The following is a 20838-nucleotide window of genomic DNA, read 5'->3' on the forward strand; positions in this document are numbered from 1 at the left end:
CAAATAATGTGAAAGTATATACTGAATTGAGCAAATTGAATAGGGATTACAAATGAAAAAAGCGAAGTGAAGGTTGTTTTCACTTCGCTTTTAAAGTTAATGTAGTATAATTTCACATACTGTAATTATATTACAATTTAATAATAAAAAAGAGCAGAACTCACTGCAGTGACCCCTGTCAAGTAGACAGTATTTAAAAAGCGCAACTAAGCAACCTGAGTTCTATATTTATATGGACTCAGGTTATTTAATTTCTTTTGAAATCTTTGATGATTATAAAAGTGCATATATTTACGCACGGCAAGTTTGACCTCATTCGCTTTACGGAAGGAGTATAAATGAAAACACTCTGCCTTAAAGTGACTGAAGAAGTTTTCCATACAAGCATTATCCCAACAGTTGCCTCTTCGAGACATACTTGCCTTCATCTGATATTTTTTAAGTAATTGATTATATTGACGAGATGTATACTGGGATCCTTGATCACTATGTAAGAGGATTCCCTTCACATTTCGTTTTTTCTTTGCCTTTTTAAGCGTATCTAAAACAAGCTTTAAGTCGTTTCTACGACTGGTTTCATAGGCAACAATTTCATTATTGTATAAATCCTTAATAGCGGATAAGTACAAGCGCTGTCCATTGAAAATCAAATAGGTAATATCGGTTACCCATTTCTCATTCGGTTTTGAAGCCTGAAACTCCCTATTTAGATGGTTCTCTGAAATCACATAAGCTTCTTTTTTTCCGTAATAAGGTCGTTTTTTCCTAATTACGGCTTTGATACCTAGTTCACTCATCAATCTTTGGATGTGCTTATGGTTCAAATGAAGGTTATATGTGGCTTTCAGCCACACTTGTATTCTTCTATATCCATAAATTCCTCTTAATTTTTTATGACACTCCAATATCTTTTTCTTAATTTCGATATCCTCTGATTGTTTTTTAGAAGGCGTCGTATGCCGTTTTAGCCATTTGTAGTATCCACTTCTGGTTACACCAGCAATATCGCATAGAATGGTCACTGTATAACCTGTTTTTGTCATTTCATGGATGACTTCGAATTTTTTTATTTTGGATACGACTTTCATTCCTCCTTTTACATCCCTAAGAGCTTTTTTAACATTTCATTTTCCGCTTCTAATCGTCTGATCTTAGCTTCAGGATCTTCGGGTCTAACCCTTGGTCTACCTAAACCTGGTCCTTTCGCTTTACCGCGTTTTTCTTCTAGTCCTTTGATTCCTTCAGCTTCAAAGTGTTTCACCCAACGACTTACAACCGAGTGATGAATACCTAATTCTTTCGCAATGGTTTTATAGCTCATGCCTTCTTTTAAGTATAAATCTATAGCTTGTTTCTTAAATTCTACATCGTAAGTGACTCTAATTTTTCCCATGAAAAAATCCCCTCCATAGTAAACAGGTTAATGTGCTTTCTTTTTCCTGTCTACTATAAGGGGATCATATCAGAACTTTACACTTCTTTTTTTGTGCAAATCATACAAGGCGTATCGATCAATGAGTTTTGAAAAAATCAAATTAACCTCCTCCAAAATACATATCGTCTAAAAGATGGACAAAATTTATGCTGTAAATTAATTGTAAAATATTATCTTTTCCTAATAGTAGATGCTTGAATTATAAAACAGGTGGGGAATTTGTATATTATATTATAAAGCTATCAATAAAATAAAACTATAAATATCTTTTACAAAAACCTAAAAAGCAAGTTAATATTCTCATTCATAAAAGAGAACATTAACTTGCTTATTTTCGTATCAAAAGGTACACCTTTTGAAGTGACGTAATTTATATGAAAGACAATGTGTCAATTTGTATATTTAATACAGTGATAGTTACCATAATTTTCGAAGCCTATAGTTAATTAACCTTACAATATACGTCTTTTAGGTATATAAATAGCTATATTCATTAGAGAAAGAGTTTTAATCCTTCATGAGAATCTTTAAAACCTAATTTCTTATAAAAGTGTAAAGCTTCTTGTCGTTCTTTATCTGTTGTTAACTGTACTAAATGACATCCCCGTAATTTAGCACGTTGAATAGCCCATTTAATAAGTTTACTTCCTATACCTTTACCACGTTTTGATGAGGCTGTCCGTACACCCTCAATTGTAGCTCTCCAACCCCCTTGACGTACAATGTAAGGCGTAAATGTAATTTGTTGAATACCGACAATCTCCGTCCCATCACACGCTACAATCAACTCGTTATTTGGATCACAATCAATAGCATGAAATGCTCTTATATAACTATCAGGGAGTGGTGTTTCATAGCACTCTCTTTTATTTCCTAAAACATCATCAGCAAGCATTTTTACAATTTCATCTAAATCATCTGCCGTTGCAATCCTAAATGTTATAGTTTCTGTCACTATCAAAAAACCTCCTTAATGTATGCACTTGTTGCTTTTATTTTACTTGTTTAAATACAAAAGGTTAAATTATAAAATATTATGAGTCTCTATAACTTTTTCTTATAGATAGCATAAAAGCCTAACTTATAAAATTATAAGTTAGGCTTTTTAACACAATATTATTATTAGAGAATCCGACCAACTTCAATAAATCTCCATATTCTTTAATGAAGTTTCATATTTAACAAGCACACATATAGCCATCCAAATAGGGTGGTTTTTATTTGTTGTATAGAAATTACGAAATAAGCATGGATTTGTATGCTCTCATTCAATGCTATCTAAAGCCATAACTTCCTTGCCAATATTCAAAAACGATTACGTTTTTGAATATGTGTTCCGGTCTTTCTTGACCAGGTCAATGAATAACTACACATAAACTCCTTATATCTCTAGATAAACTACCGATTAGCTCCATATAGACTCTAGATAACCTATATAGAATACAAGTTATCAAGGAGGTAAGAAAAAATGAACTTTATGAAACGAGCAATTCTCAGTATGAAAAAAAGAGTAGGAACATCATTAATTTTGATGGCAGTTTTTCTAATTGTTACAAATTTAGTGTTGGCAGGATTCACAATCCAAAATGCATCAAAAAAAGCTGCTGATGCAGCAAGAAAAAAACTCGGTGCAGATGTTACTTTAAGTCTTGATTTTGACAAATTAGGTCAACAAGCTAGGGAAACTGGAGAGATGCCTAATCCACCGAAGCTTAATACAAAAGAAGCAGATCAATTAGCGAAGTCAAAGTATGTAAAAGACTATAATTACATAACTAGCACTCTCGGAATTTCTGACGGACTTAAACTAGTAGGAGCTTCAGAAGGAGAAGAAGAAGGAAAAGGTAAGGCGGGAATGGCGGCTGTACGAGGCGGTTCAGGCTCCGGTACAGAAATAGATATGAATTCTTCTTTTATGATTGAGGGAGTTCGCAAAACTGCATTACAAGAAAGCTTTAAGAATGGAAAAAGTAAAATCACTGATGGGAAACCAATTACAGAACAGATGAAAGATCAGAATGTAGCTTTAATGGAAAAACGATTAGCGGAATTAAACAACTTGAAAGTAGGAGACAAAGTTAAAGTGCAATCAGGGGATAAGAAGGAAACCCTGGAGGTTGAAATTATCGGTATTTACGAAACGAATGAGCAAGCAATGGGGCAACAAGCTCCTCCTATAATGGATCCAGCTAATAAACTATATATGCCGCATTCAACTATGAAAAAATTAGAAATAGATCAAGGTATAAGTAGCATTCAAGTCGTGTATTTCTTGAAAGATCCACAAAACATTGAAGCATTTAAAGAAGAAGCAAAAAAATCTGATATTGATTTTAATTATTATAAATTAGATGCACATGATTCGTTGTATAAACAAATGATTGGGCCTATCGAAAATATCTCATCAACTTCTCAAATGATTATTTATATTGTATCAATTGCAGGTGCGATTATTTTAGGGTTAATCATTATGTTATCGATTAAAGCACGTCGTAAGGAAATGGGGATTCTATTGTCCATTGGAGAGAAAAAGTGGAAACTGATGGCGCAGTTCGTAGTAGAAGTAGTATGTATCGCTATTTTAGCATTTGGATTATCCATAACAACAGGAGCAAAAATTTCTCAATTCATAGGGAATAATTTACTTTCGAGTGAAATTGCTACAGCAGGAGAAGAAACAAACACCTCACAAAATGGAACTGTAATGGTAGCTGGACCTGGTGGAACTGTACAAAATCAAAAAGAGGATCCAATTGATAAAATTAATGTAAGTGTAACAGGCGAAGATGTAGGGAAAATGGGGGGATTGGACTAGCTATTGCTATATTAGCAACGCTTCTTCCAGCATTATCTATTCTACGCCTGAATCCAAAACAAATTCTTTTAAAAGATGAATAAGGAGGCTCGATATGGAGACGATTTTACAATTTAAAAACTTAGATTATTATTATGAAAGTAACGGAAAAAAGTAGCGATACTAGAAAATGTTAACTTTTCTTTTCAAAAAGGACATTTCTACACGATTCTAGGACCATCCGGATCTGGTAAAACCACTACGCTTAGCTTAGGTTGTGGGCTAGATATACCTAAAAATGGTTATGTACTATTTAATGGAAAGGATATTCGAAAAATTGGTTTGGATCGGTACCGTAATCAAAATGTATCGGTAATTTTCCAATCTTATAATTTGATTACCTATATGAGTGCTCTTCAAAATGTCTTAACAGCAATGGAAATTACAGGTGTTAAAGTGCAAAATAAAACGGCAAGGGCATTAGAATTATTAGAGAAAGTAGGACTTACAGAAGTAGAAGCGAAACGAAATGTTCTGCAACTAAGTGGCGGGCAACAGCAGCGTGTTGCAATCGCTCGAGCGTTATCTTGTAATGTTGATTTACTGATTGCGGATGAGCCGACAGGAAACCTCGACGAAGAAACGGCAATGGATATAATAGAACTGTTTCAAGAACTTGCACATAAAGAAAATAAATGTATTATTGTTGTGACGCACTCACAGGAAGTTGCTAAAAAATCAGACCGTGCAGTCTATTTAAGTAAAAAGAAGTTGGTAGTAAACGAAATTTAATATAAACACCCTAGTTTTTTAATTCACATAATTTTCGAAATTAGTTTCTTCAAATATTTATATTTGATATACAATATAACCAAGCCATAATTAAAATGGTCTCCCTGTATTGAATGTTAAGATAGTTTGTTATTCCCTTTTTAACAATTTTTGAAAAAGAACTTGTAGTATATTCTACAGGTTCTTTTTGTTATGATCGGTTTACTATATCATTGAAGAATTGCATATAAAAAACGGGACAGTATTTAGGTGTATGATCTAAATACTGTCCCGTTTAATTATTTATCTGTAAAAAGGAACTAGCTTACATCTCATGTGATAGATTTTATAAATAAGAGCGTTTAATTGTCCATGGCTCTAAGCACTAACCATTTGGAATAAAGATGCAATGTATCAGTTATACTATGTAATATTTATTCATTACAAAATATGGTGGTATGTATGACTAAGCAAACAATTACTTTATTTCAAGTTTCTATGATACTCATTGGTAGTATTGGGATAATTAATCATGTCATTATGATTCCTATGTTATTAGATACCTCAGGTAGAGATTCGTGGATCTCTATCATATTAGTAAGCATTATATACTTGATTTGGATTTCATTAATATTCATCATATATAGAAACATAAAAAATGAACACTTGTTTTCGTGGTTAAAAAATAATTTTGGGAAACTCAGTGTATATCCAATCATATTCATAGTTGTGATTTATTTAATAACAATTGGTGTCGTTGCACTAAAAGAAACATTAACTTTTTTCTCTTTTTATTTACCAGAAACACCTCACTTTGTATTAGGAATACTTTTTTCAATGATTTGTCTCTATAATGCTACAAGAGGAATTCAATCTATTGCACTTACAACAGGTGTTTTGTTACCTATTGTATTTCTACTTGGTTTTTTTGTAATGTTTGCAAATGTTCCGCATAAAGATTATTCTTTACTTCAGCCAATGATGGAAAATGGAATGAAGCCAGTATTAAAGGGAATGGTTTATCCTGCAGCAGGATTTTTAGAGTTGATTTTTATTCTTTTCTTACAGCATCACATTTGTTCAAAAGTCAAATTATATCAACTGATCGCTTTGGGAATGGTTATTATCGGTATCACAATAGGCCCAGTTATGGCAGCTATTATAGAATTTGGACCTTTCGTAGCAGCAAACCAACGGTATCCGGCATTTGAAGAATGGAGACTTGTGTCAATAGGAAGGTACATTGAAAATTTAGACTTTCTCTCCGTGTATCAGTGGCTTGTAGGGATCTTTATTCGTCTATCACTTGTTGTTTTTCTTATACCAGATTTGTTATCAATTACAAATCAAAAAACGAGAAATGGGATTATGTTTGCAATACTTTCATGTATTTTATTAATAAGTATACTACCCATCAGTGACTCTAGTTTCTATTGGTTTGTATCTCAAATTATTTTACCAGTTTCAGCTTTAGGGCTATTTTTGTTTTCTATCTTACTAATAGTGTTTGTATGGGTTGCTAAATTTAAGAAAAGCTCTTAAAAGAGTATGGGGATGTATTTTATATAAGGTTGCTGAGTTTGAAGGAGACAACGTAGATGAACAAACAAGTAGAAATAAATGAGAAGATAATACTAGAGTGGTTTGAAGGATGCAACGATGTAAAAGTAATAAAGCGTGAATTGGATGAGAAAGAAAAAAGGAATTCAGTATTGTTTATGTATTGTCAAAACTTAATTGACAATACAAAATTAAAACAAGCCACATCATCCCATGTTTGCAAAGAGCTTTCAAGTAATTCAATAGAAGAGTTTAACCTCTCAACATTAATTCCCCAGTTATCAGTAAAGAAATTAGATATGGTAAATTCGAATGAAACTATCTCTCAGATTATATTTGAAGGTAACCTCCTTATTATTTTTGAAGAATCTAAACATGGATATATAGTTGATATTGCCCAAATACCTACCAGATCGGTTGAACAAACAAATACAGAGATGACCATTCGTGGTGGACGTGATGGATTTGTTGAAGAGTTAAACACAAATATAGGATTAATTAGAAAAAGACTAAAAACGAGTTCTCTTAGTTATGAAGAATTTATTATTGGAGAAAGAACACAAACTAAAGTAGCACTCCTGTATTTAAAAGATGTCGCATCCCAAGATATCATTAATCAAGTTCGATTAAAATTAAGACAAATTAAAATAGACGGGGTTGTTTCAAGTGCACAAATTGAAGAGTTAATCACAAACAATCAATTTAGTGTATTTCCTTTAGTTGAATATACAGGGCGCCCTGATTATACTGTGAATTGTTTGCTATATGGGCGTTTTATTTTACTGGTTGAAGGGTCACCAACAGCGACAATTGCACCAGTTACATTTCCTTTTTTTGTGAATACATCTGAAGATCAAGATCTTTTCTACATATTCGGTAGCTTTGTACGACTTGTAAGTCTTTTGGGGATAGCAATTTCTATATTTCTTCCAGGAATTTGGATAGCACTAATTACATATCATCCAGATCAGATTCCCTATACGTTGCTAGCTACATTAAGCTTATCAAGAGAAGGGATTCCTTTTCCAGCTCCTTTAGAGGGGATAATTATGATGACCTTATTTGAAATTTTGAGACAAGCAGGATTGCGTGTTCCTGCCGTATTCGGTCAAACATTATCTGTTGTAGGGGGATTAATTATTGGACAAGCTGCTATTAGTGCAGGAATTGTTTCAGCATCTATGGTCATTATAATAGCAATCTCGGTTGTTTCGACATTTGCTTTAACTAATCAGTCAGTAACAGGAATAATAAGTATATTGCGGTATGTAGTATTCTTAGTATCTTCTTTATTAGGCATAGTAGGATTTATCTTTTGTGTCCTTGTGATGGTGATACATGTAGTAAATTTACGCTCTTTTGGAGTTCCATTCTTTACACCATATTCACCCCCTGTGTTTAAAAGTATGCTAGCAGCCACATTTAGACTTCCTTTCACGTATATGAAAAAAAGACCTAAAGAATTGCATACGCAAGATAATACAAGGAAAAGAGAGAGTACCGATGAAGAAAAATAAAAGAATAGTTATATTTCTTTTTATGATGTGTACGTTTCTAACAGGGTGTTGGGATCAAAGAGAGTTGCATCACGTTTTGTATATAAATAGTCTAGGTATCGATTTTAAAGATAATAACTATATCATCCGTCCGCAATTTATTAATTTTTCTAACATAGCTAAACAAGAAGGGAGCACTACCCGTAATTACAGCCAGGCCTATATCGGAAAGGGAAAAGGCCCCATTTTAGATGAGGCAGCATTTGATTTTTATAAGGGTGCTCAACAAGAAATCTCATGGGAGCATCTCAAAACAATTGTTGTAACAGAGAGATTTCTAAAACATGGTGACTTAAATCAATTTAATGATTTTTTTCTCGGTTTTTTCAATTTCGAGATACTATGTGGATATTTGGAACTAAGGAGCCTTTAGAAAATATATTAGCGAACAATAATATATTAAATATTTCTCAATTATATACAATCATTAATTTACCAAAAGAGATAACCAAGCAATATACAATAATAGATCCTTTACCTTTATATAAATTCCAAAGAAATTATTATGAACCTGGGATGACAACTCGCATTCCATTCTTAGCTACGACTAAAACATATTGGAAAAAAGGACATACATCATTTCCAATGTTAAAATTTAGTGGTTATGGTTTTATAAACGATAAATCCTATATAAATCATTTAAACAGCCATGATATTGCTGGGGTTCGATGGACGGATGAAAATACCAAACGAGCTCCATTACTATTAAAATTTAACAAGAAAATCATTGGACATATAGTATTAAAAAATCCAAAGATAGATACAAAGCATTTTATTAAAAATGGAAAGTTACGTATGCTTATGAACATCCATTTCGATGCTGATATTTTTCAATTAATAAATTCTATGCCTGTAAATGATATTAAAAAAATTGCAGAGGACCAAGTTGAAAAAGAAATTAAAAAAACGTACCGAAAAGGAATCGAAAGAGGGATTGACACGTATCAGTTATCACATTCCTTATATCGGCAGAATTCCAAATTGTGGAAACGATATAAAAAAGAGGGGGGATATCCCTTCAAAATAAAGAATTAGATTTAAATGTCTCGATTAATATAGCTACAAATGGAAAATCTAAAAATATGCGTAATATGATTGAGCATTAGAATGGTTGAAGATGAAAGGAAACGTAAAATATTAACTCTAAATAGGAGATTCGAACTTGAAAGACCACTACGATGTGGCGTCGTCTTCTTTAGGAATGGGATGAGAGTTCGATTAGGAGAAGAGGGAGGCTTTTGCCTCCTTCTTTGCCTGAAAACACGCTTACATTTCTTAGCGTTTAGATTAAGTACAAGTATTTAAAACTATATGTGCCGTAAAGTAGGAGCAGCTTAAATTCATTACTATGATTTATTTGTTACTTTTAAAGCGTCTAACACTATTTTAGTTGCATTTGCAATAAGTTTATCATCGTATTTCGCATCTTCTTTCGCATGATTAGAAAGTATCGCAAGAATAATTGGCTTTTTATTTGGTGGCCAAATGATTGCAATATCATTCCTTGTTCCATAAGACCCAGAGCCGGTCTTATCGGCTACTTCCCATTCTCCTGGAACTCCAGCACGAATTAAGTTGTCCCCCGTTGTATTTCTTTTCATCAAATCTATTAAAAAGTTCCGTTTCTCAACTGAAAGTATATCGCCTAGCGCGTATGCTTGAAGACTAGTAGCTAATGCCTTTGGGGTACTAGTATCACGAGTGTCTCCTGGCTGCACTTCGTTTAATTCTGGTTCAAAACGTTCAGGATTTGTGACAGTATCTCCTATTTCTCTCAGTGATTTTTTGAATTCACTTGGCCCACCTAATTGTTTAAGAATAAGATTTTGTGCAGTATTATCACTATATCGAATGGAAGCATCCGCAAGCTCTTTCAGAGTCATACCTGTATCTACATATTTTTCAGTAATTGGATTGTAATTCACAAGATCTTTGCTAGTATACTTAATTCTTTGATCTAAATCTTCTATTGATTTCTTTTGTAACAGTGCTCCCACAGCAAGGGCTTTGTGGGTAGATGCGTATGCAAACCGTTCATCTGAACGATAAGTAACGGTTTGATTCGTACCTGTGTCTAATGCATAAATACCAAGTTTAGCATCATATTCTTTTTCCAGCTTTACAAAAGAATGATTACTTGTATTTTCTTGTTTGGTTTGTTTCGGTGGTGCGGATTGAATATTACTATTGGAACAGCCTATAAGCGTTGCACATGAAAGTAATACTACAGGGAGCATCTTTTTATAATGTGCGATGTGAAAAAACTTCTTTGAAACTATCATACATTTTCAACCTCTTTCAAGAATATATGGATTTTGTATAGGTATTTTACATACCTATACAATTAACAAATGCACAGGATAGCACTCATCTTGTGTTTCTTGCATTACAAAATGAGAGAACTACCAAAAGCACCTTTTTTATACGTAATAGACAATCTAAGTAACACATTTGTTCCATTTATGATTAAGGTTTTGAATATATCCATTAATTTTATTTATAAGAATCACAAAATCCATCTTTTTTGCACGCCACTTAATTTAATGTGGATTTAGATTGAGTTTACCTCGTAATGGGAATTTCAATTGGATTGCGCATATATAACAACCTCGTTCCGGACAGAATAAGTAATAACAACTACTGATTTCATTTTAAGTGAGGTGTTATACGATACATACGACAAAGCAAAAAAGACTTGTGGTGCAAAGTATAACTACATTTAGTCTACTAATAACGACTATCTTTACACCCATGCTTATTTACATTGTTTATGGATTACAGATTTCGAAAGGCTTTGAGGGATACTGGCCATCAATCCTGTTTTATACAACTTATATGACGGGTGTGTTTATCTGGATACCTATTGTGAATAAGGCTGGGATTCACCGCTCCTTATATTGGACTGTTTCTATTCTGATAGTATCATTACTTAGTGTTACTTTCTTTGGATGGAGTTCAAGATGGCTAGAAATAAGTGCGTTAGTTTCTGGTTTTGCAGTTAGTACAATTTCTACCATGACGAGTACTTTATTGTTTCTACATGTGGAAGGCGGGGGAAAGGTTTATAATAAAAATCAACAAGCGATTATTATTGGTATCGTTTTTCTTTTACTAATAATCGTTTTGTTAGCGATTAGTTTTTTATCGCCGCCGCTGATAACATGCATATATGGGATTTGTTTAATCAGTATCCTTTTTGCTATAAAAAAAATGCCGAGAACAGAGTTAGCCAAAGGGCTTTTACCTATATCCATCGTATCGGTTGTAGGAAAGTTTCTTTTTGTCTCAATGCTTATTCTTTTGATTCGAACAAGTCGTAACATAAATAATGAACAATATATTTTTTATTTTTTTCTACTTTCTATAGCGCTTATTTGTTTCATGTTTTTGAGTTTGTTGAAAGGAAAGTTCTTTCATAAACTTTCATCTTCTTTACCAATCCGCTTAAAGGCAGAATCATTTTTACTTGGATTAGGAAATGGATATTTATTTTTGATGGGTATTTTTTATAGTTTTACTTTCTATAACATGTTAACCTGTATTTTCATTGTAGTTGGACCATACCTATTAGGGATTTTGATGTCCATATTTTTAGATATCAAAGCTGCTAAGAAAGTTAATCCAATCCATTTGTTTTTAGTAAGTACTTTAATCATGATATTCGGGTTTTATTCTCCAATATTTATAGTCCTTAGCGTTACATTTGGAAGCTATGCCATTAATAGTATTTCTTCTCAAAATAATATGAAAGTATATATGGTGAATGCTACACATAGAGAGCTTTCTTTACTCATTTACACAACATGGAGAAATATGGGGAATATATTTTTACAATTTTTTATATTGATTGTGATTGTGGGAGTAGGGGTGTTTTACGATGTCGAATGGTCGCAACTTTTCCAAACAATTGTTGGGAAGGGTCAAATGCAGATTGAAGGGTTATCCGTACAACGATTGATGTTTATGTTAGCAATTTGCTGTTGGCTTGGCATGGTGGGCTTAGGTATGTGGATTGGTAAAAAAGCTAATCCCAATATTGCTTAAAAAGTAACTCGAAAAATATCAATACTAAAATTACAAAAAACAAACAAACTCGTCCTACTAAGAGGGGAGTTTGTTTGTTTTTTGTTTAGATAATGGAATGTTCATGCTAAATTGTACACTACGTTCCATATTCTTTATAGAATACTTTATATCTAACGTTTCAAGAATTTGTTTAACAATATATAGCCCCAAACCACTTCCTCCAGTATTTCGATTCCTTGATTTTTCAATTCGATAAAATGGTTTGAAAATTTGTTGTATATCCTCTTCTTTAATATTGACACCTGTATTCATAATTTGCATTTTGATTTGACCTTGTTTAGAATTCTCACTTAACTTTATATAGACTTTTTCATTATGTGGTGAATACATAACCGCATTATGGATAATATTTTTACATGCTTTTTCAAAAAGAACACGATCTGTATAAACAGAAAGATCAGAATCAATTTCTTTTATTATTTGGATGCTTTTTTGAGAAGCAAAAAATTCGAGATCTTTTGTGATTGTATCTATTAACTTCGAAAGATTAACTTCTTCTACTTTTAGTTTAAAGGTGTGTTGTTCTAATTTCGACATGCTTAAAATTTCACGAACTAATTGTTCCATACTTTCAATAATTTGATGATTTTTCTTTAAATATTGATCACGATTTTGATAAGGGCCAATATTGTATATCATCCCTTCTAAGTATCCTTTCATTACAGTAAGAGGGGTCTTTAATTCATGTGCTACAATCGCAAAAAACTCTCTGCGTTTTGTTTCTATTTCTCGTTCTTTTTCAATATCATTTTTTAATTGTTGATTTGCTTTTTTTAAATCAAACATAGCTTGTTGTAAGTTAATAGACATGTCATTCAAACTATTAGATAATTCTCCTAACTCATCTGTAGAGCGAACCTCAATTTTTTCGGAGAAATCTAAATTTGCCATCTTTTGTGCACCCTCATTAATATAAATAAGTGGTTTTGTAATAAACCTGGAATAGAAATAAGCACTCCCTACACCAATTATGAGTACAATGATACTAATATAGGGGAGAAAGCGTACTAAAACCTGTGAAGCTTCATCAATTGGTTGAAATGTAGCAAAGACTATAAGCGTTAAACTACCATCTTGGAATTGAATTGGTTTCGTAACGTTATATGAATTGCTAAGGGTACCTGCATTCTCGAACCGTGTGGCTCTAGTAACTACTGTTGTTTGCGAACCATTTTGAGTAAAAGAAAATGAAGGAGAGTATTTAATTATTCCCTCATTATTTTGAAGATAAAGCATCGCATTATTTTTTTTGCATATTCATCAAAAAGTGGTATCGCATCTTGAAACGTAAGATCTTTAGATTTATCAATGATTTCTTTTATCCCTGTTTGAAGTTGATCTGTTTTGTATTGCTCATAAAACGTAGGGAGAAAGAAGTATAAAGTTAAATAAATCAATACTGCAAAGGATAACAAAATGAGAGAGGTAGTCATAAAGAGTTTATAAGTAATTTGCTTCATCTTCATGATTTTCACAATACTATTCATCAATTTTATAACCAATACCCTTTATTGTTTTAATATAAGGGATAGCTAACTTTTTACGTAGGTTTTTAATATGTGTATCAATTATTCGTGTTTCTCCAAAATAATCGTACCCCCAAACTTTTTCTACGATATTTTCTCTTGTGAGTACTTTTCTCTCATTTTGAAATAGTAGTTGTAGAATTTCAAACTCTTTTGTCGTTAATAAAATTTCAACGTCATTTACATATACTCTATATGCATCAACATCGATACGCACTTCTTTAAATACCAAATGATTATTTACATTTTTATCATAACTTCTTCTAAGTACAGCTTCGACTCGTCTAATCAAAACATGAAACGAAAAGGGTTTTGTTATATAATCATCGATTCCAAGATCGAACCCTTTCATTTGATCTTCCTCTTCTTCCAATGCAGTTAGCATAATAATTGGTACGTTTGACTGACTTCGAATCATCTTGGATACTTCAAATCCATTAAGATTGGGCATCATTACATCTAGAAGAATTAAATCAAAGGATTGCTTATTAAATTGTGTCATACCCTCTAATCCATCTGATGCAACTACAACTGTATACTGTTGTGTCATTAAAAATTGTTTAATTAATTCCTGAATTTCTTGATCGTCTTCTACCACGAGAATATGATAGTTTTTCATAATATCACCTCTGGTAGTCATTATAGCCTTACTATCTGGAGTTTATGTGGAGATAAATTAGGAGATTCCACAAGACGATTATTGTGTTAGCTCCACGTTCAATAAAATGAACATTAATATTTAAGTAAAACTAATGTATAATAATGTAAATCGGGTGTGATTTCTTGAATTGTATGAAAATATACTTTTACTTCTTTACCAAGAGGAGAAAAGGAAATGAATTTCAATATAAAAGAAGCTACTGTAATTCTAGAGCGTGTGCCACAAACTTTGGAGTTTTTTTATCTAGTTTATCAGGCGAATGGCTACATTGTAATGAAGAGGAAGGAACTTGAAATACATTCGAAGTAGTTAAGCATTTAATTGATCTGGAGAGAAACAATGGGATTCTAAGGCTAGAATTAATTCTCCGGGAAGGTGAAAATAAATCCTTTACTCTGTTTGATCGTTATTCTCACATAAATAACAACTCTCTTGGTAAACCAAAAGTTTAAAGGTACGAACTAGGGATTATTTATATATTGCGAGAAAGGTTGTGAAATTATTTGAGGGGTTATAAAGCGATGCTATTTGATTTAGATGATACGTTACTTGATAGGGATAAGGCAGTAGATAAACTGTTTTCCTTTATTTTAGAGGAGTTTTATGGGGATGTTGAACAACATGCAGTAAAAAACGAAATGTTACAGAAATTCAAGGGATATGATAAAAAAAGCTATGGTCATAGTGATAAAGTAAAGGTTTTGGAATCGTTTTTTGATGAATTCCCACCGAAATATAGATTACCACGCAATTGCATTCAAGACTTTTGGAATAATAATTTCCCGAAATGTTTTTCTATAAACCAAAAAACTATTAATATCATAAAAACTATAAAGTCACATATTAAAGTTGGAATTATAACAAATGGCTCAACTCAGAGGCAAAAAGAAAAAATAATTAACACGAATTTGAATCGTTATTTTGATACAATCATTATTTCTGAAGAAGCGGGATTTAGTAAACCTGACAAACTCATATTTGAATTAGCATTAAATAAGCTAAATGTACAATCAGAAGATGTACTATTTGTTGGAGATGACTTAGAAAAGGATATTGCTGGTTGTCAAAATGCAAATATAAAGGGCATATGGTTCAATCCTAATATGATTAAGAATAATACCGACACTAAACCATATGCCGAGATTACTTCTTTTGATAATTTATTAAGTTATTGTGGAAAGATAAATTTCCAAAAATAGTAAAAAGATAGATTGCCCTTAATTTCATTGACCGTATGAGAAGTTTTAAAACAATATTTATTTACGATGAAATAGAGGTTATCGAGCCAGGGGCAAATCATTTATGTGTGTTAATGAAGATCTACACAGCATGTTTAATATATACTTTATAAATTATAGAGGGGTGAGACTATGGAAATAAAGAAAGTAGTAATTGGCGGAATAAATATTGCCGTCGTCAGAAACGATACAGTATTAATATCCGACGTTCAATCTGCATTAGATCTCATGGCAACAGTTCAATATGAAGCGGATTCAAAGCGGATTGCTATCAATAAATCATTAATAAGTGAAAGTTTCTTTGATTTAAAAACACGTCTTGCGGGTGATATTCTTCAAAAGTTTATTAATTACAGCGTGAAAATTGCTATCATCGGGGATTTTTCTATGTACACTAGTAAAAGCCTAAAAGATTTCATTTATGAATGTAATAAAGGTAAGGATATTTTTTTCTTAGCAACTGAGCAACAAGCAATTGAAAAATTAAGCTCATTGAAATAAAGATATAAAATGTAATTCGAAAGAGGCATCCGTGAAGGTGCCTCTTATTTGTATTTTTATATAAATATGTTTTTCAAATTTAAATTTTGTACCGGTACAGTAACTGCAAATGTACATTGTTACTATATCCCTTCAAATTTACAATCAGCATATATTATTTTAATTTATAACTTATTAAGGGGTGCTGAATATGACAAAGTTACAAGATCAACTTTTCACAAGATTAAACCTTGAAAAACGTACTGAAATAAAATTTGAAGAATTAAGTACAATACTCTTTGCATTTGCCCACACAATCCCGTTTGAGAATTTAAATGTAATAGCAAGTAATGCGAATACAATTTCTATGAAAAACTTACAAGAGAAAATTTTAACTAGTTCTCGAGGTGGGCTTTGTTATGAATTAAATACTCTTTTTTACTATTTTTTAAAAGATAGTGGTTATGATGTACAACTCGCACTAGGTACCGTATATAAAAATGATATAAACGCTTGGGCACTTGAAGATGGGCATATAACAATTATTTTAAATTACGAAAACGTAAGGTACTTAATTGATGTAGGTATTGCTTCATTAGTACCTCTTGTGCCAGTACAGTTTACTGGCGAACTTGTTTCTTCTAAAAACGGTTCGTATCGAGTAAGACAAAAAGATACGAGTAAAGGAAACTATGTTCTAGAAAGAATAGATGTTGATGGAGAATGGAAAGTTTGTCATGCTTTTTATAAACATATTATTGATGAGACAGTAGTAAACGATGTTCAAAGAAGAGTGATAGAAGATGAGAAATCTATTTTCAATAAAGGACCCATTGCAGTAAAATTGACGAACTTTGGCCATGTCTCATTAACGAATACTAGTTTAACTGAAATTATTTATGGAGAAAAAACGAAGCGTGAAATTACAGAAAATCAATATAAAGAGCTTTTATATACTTTATTTGCTATTGAGTTGTGAATATAAAAATAGCCGGTTCTTATTCAGAATCGGCTATTTTTATTATTTTTGGTTTAAATGGTTTTCGACTAATATGTTTCGGAAACTGCGGTATAGTTAACGTTTTTAACGTTTCCTCAGCTTCTTCATATGTATGAAAGACTGGCTCTTTTCCATTATCTCCTTGCAAAACTAGCCCTTCATCTCGGATTACATACGGCATAAAACCACTCCTTATAGTAAAAAATTATGGTCTATTGAAACAGAATGATACGATTTCAAGTTTAATTTTCTTAATAGATATAATACACTAGAACAGTATAAAGAAGTATATAAAATGAATATTGGATGCAAAGGAAGATTATAATGTCAGTTATTGATAAATTGAAACTAAATAAGTATACAAATATGGTCGTAATTAACGAACCAAGTGATTATGACATTTTCACAGGTAAAGAAACCTCATTTTCAAAAGAACATGATGCTATTTTTATTTTTGTTGAAACACTTGATGAAATGGTGAAACAAACGAATTTTATTATTAGTAATGAAGAATTACTAATTGAAAAAGGTTACGTGTTTTTCGCATATCCGAAAAAAGGTAATGCTCGTTACAGTACGTTTATTCACCGTGATGAGATGTTTCCGGCATTAAACGTTGGAGATGATGGATATGTGGGGGAAAGCGAAATTAAATTTGCGCGAATGGTAAGTATGGATGATGTCTTTACAGTTGTAGGTTTAAAACGTGAAAAGAAAAAAGCGAAGAAAACACCTGCAGCGAGTCAATGTGTTGCTGATTATGCAGACCGTATTCAAGATGTTGAAGCATTATTGGCTAATCATCCAGCTGAACTTAAGTTTTATCAAAGTTTAACTCCTGGTTATCAAAAAGATTGGGCACGTAATTTATTTTCTGTGAAACAAGAAAAAACACGCGATAAACGTCTTGAGAAAATGATTGAAATCCTTTCACAAGGCTATAAAACAATTGAATTATTCCGTAAGAAGAAAAAATAATGATTAGGAACGTCACAATGATGCAACAATTAATTACGTTGAGCACATTGAAAAAAGGATTCCTTTCAGTATACTAAAGTATGTTCTTATATTTAAATAATTAGCAAAAGAGAAAAGGTGTTTGAAATGAAATCGTATATTGTAGTTGGATCTGGAATTTTAGGGGCATCTACTGCCTATCATCTTGCTAAGGCTGGTGCGAAGGTTACTATTGTAGATCGTCAAGATTTAGGTCAAGCAACTGATGCAGCAGCAGGTATTGTCTGTCCTTGGCTTTCACAGCGTCGTAATAAAGCGTGGTATAAAATCGTTAAGGGCGGTGCACGTTACTATTCTTCGTTAATCCAACAATTAGAAGAAGACGGTGAAACGGATACAGGTTACAACCGTGTAGGTGCAATTAGTTTACATACTGACGAGAAAAAACTAGATCAAATGGAAGAACGAGCTTATAAACGACGTGAAGATGCACCAGAGATCGGTGAAATCACTCGCTTATCAGCTGAAGAAACGAAAAAATTATTCCCAGCATTATCAGAAGAATACAGTTCTGTTCATATTAGTGGCGCTGCACGAGTAAATGGAAGATCATTACGTAACGCATTAATAAGTGCTGCGAAAAAACATGGTGCTACTTTTATAAAAGGAGATGCAGTATTAGTCCGTGAAGGTAATCGTATTACTGGAGTTACAGTAAACGATGAAATAATTTTAGCAGAAAAGGTAATTGTAACTGCAGGCGCATGGGCGAACGAAATCTTGAATCCATTAGGAATTAATTTCTTAGTTACGTTCCAAAAAGGACAAATTGTTCATTTGCAAATTGAAAATACAGCAACAGAAAATATGCCAGTTGTTATGCCGCCGAACGATCAATATATTTTAACATTTGACAATGGCCATGTCGTAATTGGTGCAACGCATGAGAATGATACTGGTTTCGATCACCGTGTAACAGCTGGTGGTTTACATGAAGTATTCCATAAAGCGTTAACAGTAGCGCCTGGTTTAGAAGATGGTACAATGTTTGAAACTAGAGTTGGCTTCAGGCCATTTACGCCAGGATTCTTACCTGTTATTGGCCCACTCCCTAATTTTGAAGGCATACTCATTGCAAACGGATTAGGTGCTTCAGGATTAACAGCAGGTCCATACTTAGGATCAGAACTTGCGAAACTTGCGTTAGGGCAACCGATTGAATTAGATTTAAATGATTATGATGTTGCTGGGGCAATGGAATAGTAATAAACAAAAAAAGATTAGGAGTGATTTCCTAGTCTTTTTGTTATGTTATTTGGGCGTAACTAAGTATTTTGGGAGGTAGGAGTTCTTTTAAACAAGGGGTACCACCACATCGTTATCAAGCTAAGAAAATAGATAACCCACAAAACGAAAAATTTTTTCCCTTTATAGCAACGAAGTGCATTTTTATCGTTTGAGGTATTAGAGAAGAAAGATTGATTCGTTCAATATAGAGGCGAAATAACATCAAAATCCTCAACTTGATGGATATTAGCGAACCGTTTCACAAATGAAATTAAAGCGATAGGCGGGATCCTAATTAAAGTTTTTTAAACCTAATTGGACTTACCATTAAGAGAGCGAGGATTAATGTAATCCATGCATTGCTATATGAAAACAATCCCATACCGGCCAATGGTAATCCAGCAGCTGGAATAGGTAATCCCTTAAAATATCCAATGGTTGGTTTTACACTAAATTTAGCTAATCTTAAAGCACCCATCGTTGGGAAAAGGATAAATGCCAAAGAAGTTAAAATAGATGGTGTTGCTATCGAATGAAATAAAAGTGCAGGAGCAACTCCGAAACTAACAATATCAGCTAAGGAATCCAATTGTACACCAAACTCACTGTTCACTTTTAATTTTCTCGCAATTCTTCCATCAAGGAGATCTAAAACAGCTGAAAAGAAAATAAAAATGGAGGCTACTTCCAAATAGTCACTCATATTCATGGTAATTGAAAAAACACCGCACAATAAATTTCCAATCGTAAATAAATTGGGTACAGCTTTTACTATTTGATTGAACAAGGTTGTCCCCCCTAAGTTGATCAAACTTCACGTTTATGTAGCATTTTCTATATATTCTTCCGTTATTCTTGAAAATATATGACCACTGTATGCTAATAAATTTCGGCAAGAGAAAAGCCGATTTCCTGTACGTTATGTTGGTTTATAAACATGTTTGATCAAAGGTAAGTCTATTACTGCTGATTTACCTAATATAAAAAGCCTGTTTTTGAAAAAAGAGTTATCCAAATAGGCTCTAAACATATTTTATAGAATCCCTTTTTATAAAATATGGTTGATTATTTTCGGTACGCGTTGTTGAATATTAGCACTCGATAGTTGAAGTGCCGAGTAGTCAAGCATTTTCCTCCGATTGGTGGATAAGACCAACCGCTCCAGTTTTAAATGTATTGTTTATTATAAGTTTAAGATTGATTTTGTCCGTAATTTCTTTAATAAAGGTAGTCCACTGCCTAGGACTACAGGAAACATATTAATCCGATATTCATCAATCAATTCAGGTAGTTTACGAAATTCTGGTTTTCCGCCAGAAAAGATTAGTTAGATATATTAATTATATAGTGGAACAAGATCATCGTTTTATTAAGAAACATGTGCGTTCTATTTTTGGATTTAAGTCCTATAAAACAACATCTACACACTAAAAGATGCATCATATCTTCATATAGTCATAAAATTAATCTGTAGTCGAAAATACGTA

Annotated in this window: 16 protein-coding genes and 5 pseudogenes; 13 read left to right on the forward strand and 8 right to left on the reverse strand. The window is 32.6% G+C overall.

All coding sequences use genetic code 11. The features are described 5' to 3' along the window. Positions 1-206 precede the first annotated feature (206 nt). The 3 genes from JFT95_RS10770 to JFT95_RS10780 all read right to left on the reverse strand — a co-directional run bounded on the left by JFT95_RS10770 (position 207) and on the right by JFT95_RS10780 (position 2390). On the reverse strand, positions 207-1088 hold the full coding sequence (locus tag JFT95_RS10770) for an IS3 family transposase (RefSeq protein WP_002140633.1): 882 nt from the start codon (positions 1086-1088) through the stop codon (positions 207-209). Positions 1089-1096: 8 nt separating this feature from the next. After that, a complete protein-coding gene (locus JFT95_RS10775; protein ID WP_002135468.1) occupies positions 1097-1393 on the reverse strand; it encodes a transposase in 297 nt (98 codons plus the stop codon). Between the two features lie 535 nt (positions 1394-1928). Continuing rightward, complete coding sequence (locus JFT95_RS10780; RefSeq protein WP_201052209.1) at positions 1929-2390, reverse strand: GNAT family N-acetyltransferase; 462 nt, start codon at positions 2388-2390, stop codon at positions 1929-1931. 513 nt (positions 2391-2903) lie between these two features. On the opposite strand from JFT95_RS10780, the pseudogene JFT95_RS10785 reads away from it, so the two are divergent. The 5 genes and pseudogenes from JFT95_RS10785 (at position 2904) to gerXC (ending at position 9222) form a co-directional block, all read left to right on the forward strand. Then, positions 2904-4333: pseudogene (locus JFT95_RS10785) on the forward strand (ABC transporter permease). An 11-nt stretch (positions 4334-4344) separates the two neighbouring features. After that, positions 4345-5021, forward strand: a pseudogene (locus JFT95_RS10790) (ABC transporter ATP-binding protein). A 441-nt stretch (positions 5022-5462) separates the two neighbouring features. Then, positions 5463-6542, forward strand: coding sequence for a spore germination protein GerXB (gene gerXB, locus JFT95_RS10795; protein ID WP_016127043.1), 1080 nt, complete (start codon positions 5463-5465; stop codon positions 6540-6542). A gap of 56 nt (positions 6543-6598) precedes the next feature. Beyond that, entirely contained in the window at positions 6599-8077 is a 1479-nt protein-coding gene (gerXA, locus tag JFT95_RS10800) for a spore germination protein GerXA (RefSeq protein ID WP_016127044.1), read from the forward strand. After that, positions 8064-9222: pseudogene (gene gerXC, locus JFT95_RS10805) on the forward strand (spore germination protein GerXC). The gene gerXA and the pseudogene gerXC overlap by 14 nt, the downstream one beginning before the upstream one ends. Positions 9223-9462: 240 nt before the next feature. On the opposite strand, the gene bla reads toward gerXC, so the two are convergent. Beyond that, the gene (gene bla, locus JFT95_RS10810) at positions 9463-10398 is read right to left on the reverse strand and encodes a class A beta-lactamase (RefSeq protein ID WP_016127046.1); all 936 of its coding nucleotides are present in this window, start codon (positions 10396-10398) and stop codon (positions 9463-9465) included. A 469-nt stretch (positions 10399-10867) separates the two neighbouring features. Between bla and JFT95_RS10815 the strand changes: the two genes are divergently transcribed. Next, positions 10868-12160 (forward strand): hypothetical protein, encoded by a 1293-nt coding sequence (locus JFT95_RS10815; protein WP_002168309.1) that lies wholly within the window; start codon positions 10868-10870, stop codon positions 12158-12160. A gap of 57 nt (positions 12161-12217) precedes the next feature. Here JFT95_RS10815 and JFT95_RS10820 read toward each other — a convergent pair. Then, positions 12218-13689, reverse strand: a pseudogene (locus JFT95_RS10820) (sensor histidine kinase). Further along, positions 13682-14347 carry a response regulator transcription factor gene (locus JFT95_RS10825; protein WP_000800741.1) on the reverse strand — a complete coding sequence of 222 codons (666 nt, stop codon included), beginning with the start codon at positions 14345-14347 and terminating at the stop codon, positions 13682-13684. Before JFT95_RS10825 ends, JFT95_RS10820 begins: the two are co-directional and overlap by 8 nt. A gap of 216 nt (positions 14348-14563) precedes the next feature. Here JFT95_RS10825 and JFT95_RS29890 point away from each other — a divergent pair, with 216 nt between their 5' ends. From JFT95_RS29890 to JFT95_RS10845, 4 genes are all read left to right on the forward strand, one after another. After that, the gene (locus tag JFT95_RS29890) at positions 14564-14698 is read left to right on the forward strand and encodes a hypothetical protein (protein ID WP_002141907.1); all 135 of its coding nucleotides are present in this window, start codon (positions 14564-14566) and stop codon (positions 14696-14698) included. Positions 14699-14910: 212 nt separating this feature from the next. Beyond that, positions 14911-15588, forward strand: a complete 678-nt coding sequence (locus JFT95_RS10835; protein ID WP_201052210.1) for an HAD family hydrolase — start codon at positions 14911-14913, stop codon at positions 15586-15588. A 171-nt stretch (positions 15589-15759) separates the two neighbouring features. Continuing rightward, on the forward strand, positions 15760-16128 hold the full coding sequence (locus JFT95_RS10840; protein WP_002127579.1) for a DUF4180 domain-containing protein: 369 nt from the start codon (positions 15760-15762) through the stop codon (positions 16126-16128). Positions 16129-16318: 190 nt separating this feature from the next. Continuing rightward, entirely contained in the window at positions 16319-17086 is a 768-nt protein-coding gene (locus JFT95_RS10845; protein ID WP_201052211.1) for an arylamine N-acetyltransferase family protein, read from the forward strand. A 19-nt stretch (positions 17087-17105) separates the two neighbouring features. Here the strand turns inward: JFT95_RS10845 and JFT95_RS10850 are convergent, their stop codons facing one another. Then, a complete protein-coding gene (locus JFT95_RS10850) occupies positions 17106-17288 on the reverse strand; it encodes a hypothetical protein (RefSeq protein WP_201052212.1) in 183 nt (60 codons plus the stop codon). Positions 17289-17431: 143 nt separating this feature from the next. Here JFT95_RS10850 and JFT95_RS10855 point away from each other — a divergent pair, with 143 nt between their 5' ends. Both JFT95_RS10855 and JFT95_RS10860 read left to right on the forward strand, forming a co-directional pair. Continuing rightward, positions 17432-18085 (forward strand): YdeI/OmpD-associated family protein, encoded by a 654-nt coding sequence (locus JFT95_RS10855; protein ID WP_002085348.1) that lies wholly within the window; start codon positions 17432-17434, stop codon positions 18083-18085. 126 nt (positions 18086-18211) lie between these two features. Further along, on the forward strand, positions 18212-19327 hold the full coding sequence (locus JFT95_RS10860; RefSeq protein ID WP_201052214.1) for an NAD(P)/FAD-dependent oxidoreductase: 1116 nt from the start codon (positions 18212-18214) through the stop codon (positions 19325-19327). A 319-nt stretch (positions 19328-19646) separates the two neighbouring features. On the opposite strand, the gene pssA is transcribed toward JFT95_RS10860, so the two are convergent. Continuing rightward, positions 19647-20138: a CDP-diacylglycerol--serine O-phosphatidyltransferase gene (pssA, locus tag JFT95_RS10865; protein WP_002085344.1), complete on the reverse strand. Its 492-nt coding sequence runs from the start codon at positions 20136-20138 to the stop codon at positions 19647-19649. Between the two features lie 533 nt (positions 20139-20671). Between pssA and JFT95_RS29560 the strand changes: the two are divergent. Further along, a pseudogene (locus JFT95_RS29560) lies at positions 20672-20776 on the forward strand (IS6 family transposase); the annotation flags it as partial. Positions 20777-20838: the final 62 nt, after the last annotated feature.

Source organism: Bacillus sp. TH17 (genome assembly GCF_016651125.1).
Classification (GTDB): Bacteria; Bacillota; Bacilli; order Bacillales; family Bacillaceae_G; genus Bacillus_A; species Bacillus_A mycoides.

Excerpts from the sequence above, each read along its gene's own strand:
- JFT95_RS10770 (WP_002140633.1), bottom strand. The coding sequence starts at position 1,088 with ATGAAAGTCGTATCCAAAATAAAAAAATTCGAAGTCATCCATGAAATG.
- JFT95_RS10775 (WP_002135468.1), bottom strand. The coding sequence starts at position 1,393 with ATGGGAAAAATTAGAGTCACTTACGATGTAGAATTTAAGAAACAAGCT.
- gerXB (WP_016127043.1), top strand. The coding sequence starts at position 5,463 with ATGACTAAGCAAACAATTACTTTATTTCAAGTTTCTATGATACTCATT.
- gerXA (WP_016127044.1), top strand. The coding sequence starts at position 6,599 with ATGAACAAACAAGTAGAAATAAATGAGAAGATAATACTAGAGTGGTTT.
- bla (WP_016127046.1), bottom strand. The coding sequence starts at position 10,398 with ATGATAGTTTCAAAGAAGTTTTTTCACATCGCACATTATAAAAAGATG.
- JFT95_RS10815 (WP_002168309.1), top strand. The coding sequence starts at position 10,868 with ATGCTTATTTACATTGTTTATGGATTACAGATTTCGAAAGGCTTTGAG.
- JFT95_RS10825 (WP_000800741.1), bottom strand. The coding sequence starts at position 14,347 with ATGAAAAACTATCATATTCTCGTGGTAGAAGACGATCAAGAAATTCAG.
- JFT95_RS29890 (WP_002141907.1), top strand. The coding sequence starts at position 14,564 with ATGAATTTCAATATAAAAGAAGCTACTGTAATTCTAGAGCGTGTGCCA.
- JFT95_RS10835 (WP_201052210.1), top strand. The coding sequence starts at position 14,911 with ATGCTATTTGATTTAGATGATACGTTACTTGATAGGGATAAGGCAGTA.
- JFT95_RS10840 (WP_002127579.1), top strand. The coding sequence starts at position 15,760 with ATGGAAATAAAGAAAGTAGTAATTGGCGGAATAAATATTGCCGTCGTC.
- JFT95_RS10845 (WP_201052211.1), top strand. The coding sequence starts at position 16,319 with ATGACAAAGTTACAAGATCAACTTTTCACAAGATTAAACCTTGAAAAA.
- JFT95_RS10850 (WP_201052212.1), bottom strand. The coding sequence starts at position 17,288 with ATGCCGTATGTAATCCGAGATGAAGGGCTAGTTTTGCAAGGAGATAAT.
- JFT95_RS10855 (WP_002085348.1), top strand. The coding sequence starts at position 17,432 with ATGTCAGTTATTGATAAATTGAAACTAAATAAGTATACAAATATGGTC.
- JFT95_RS10860 (WP_201052214.1), top strand. The coding sequence starts at position 18,212 with ATGAAATCGTATATTGTAGTTGGATCTGGAATTTTAGGGGCATCTACT.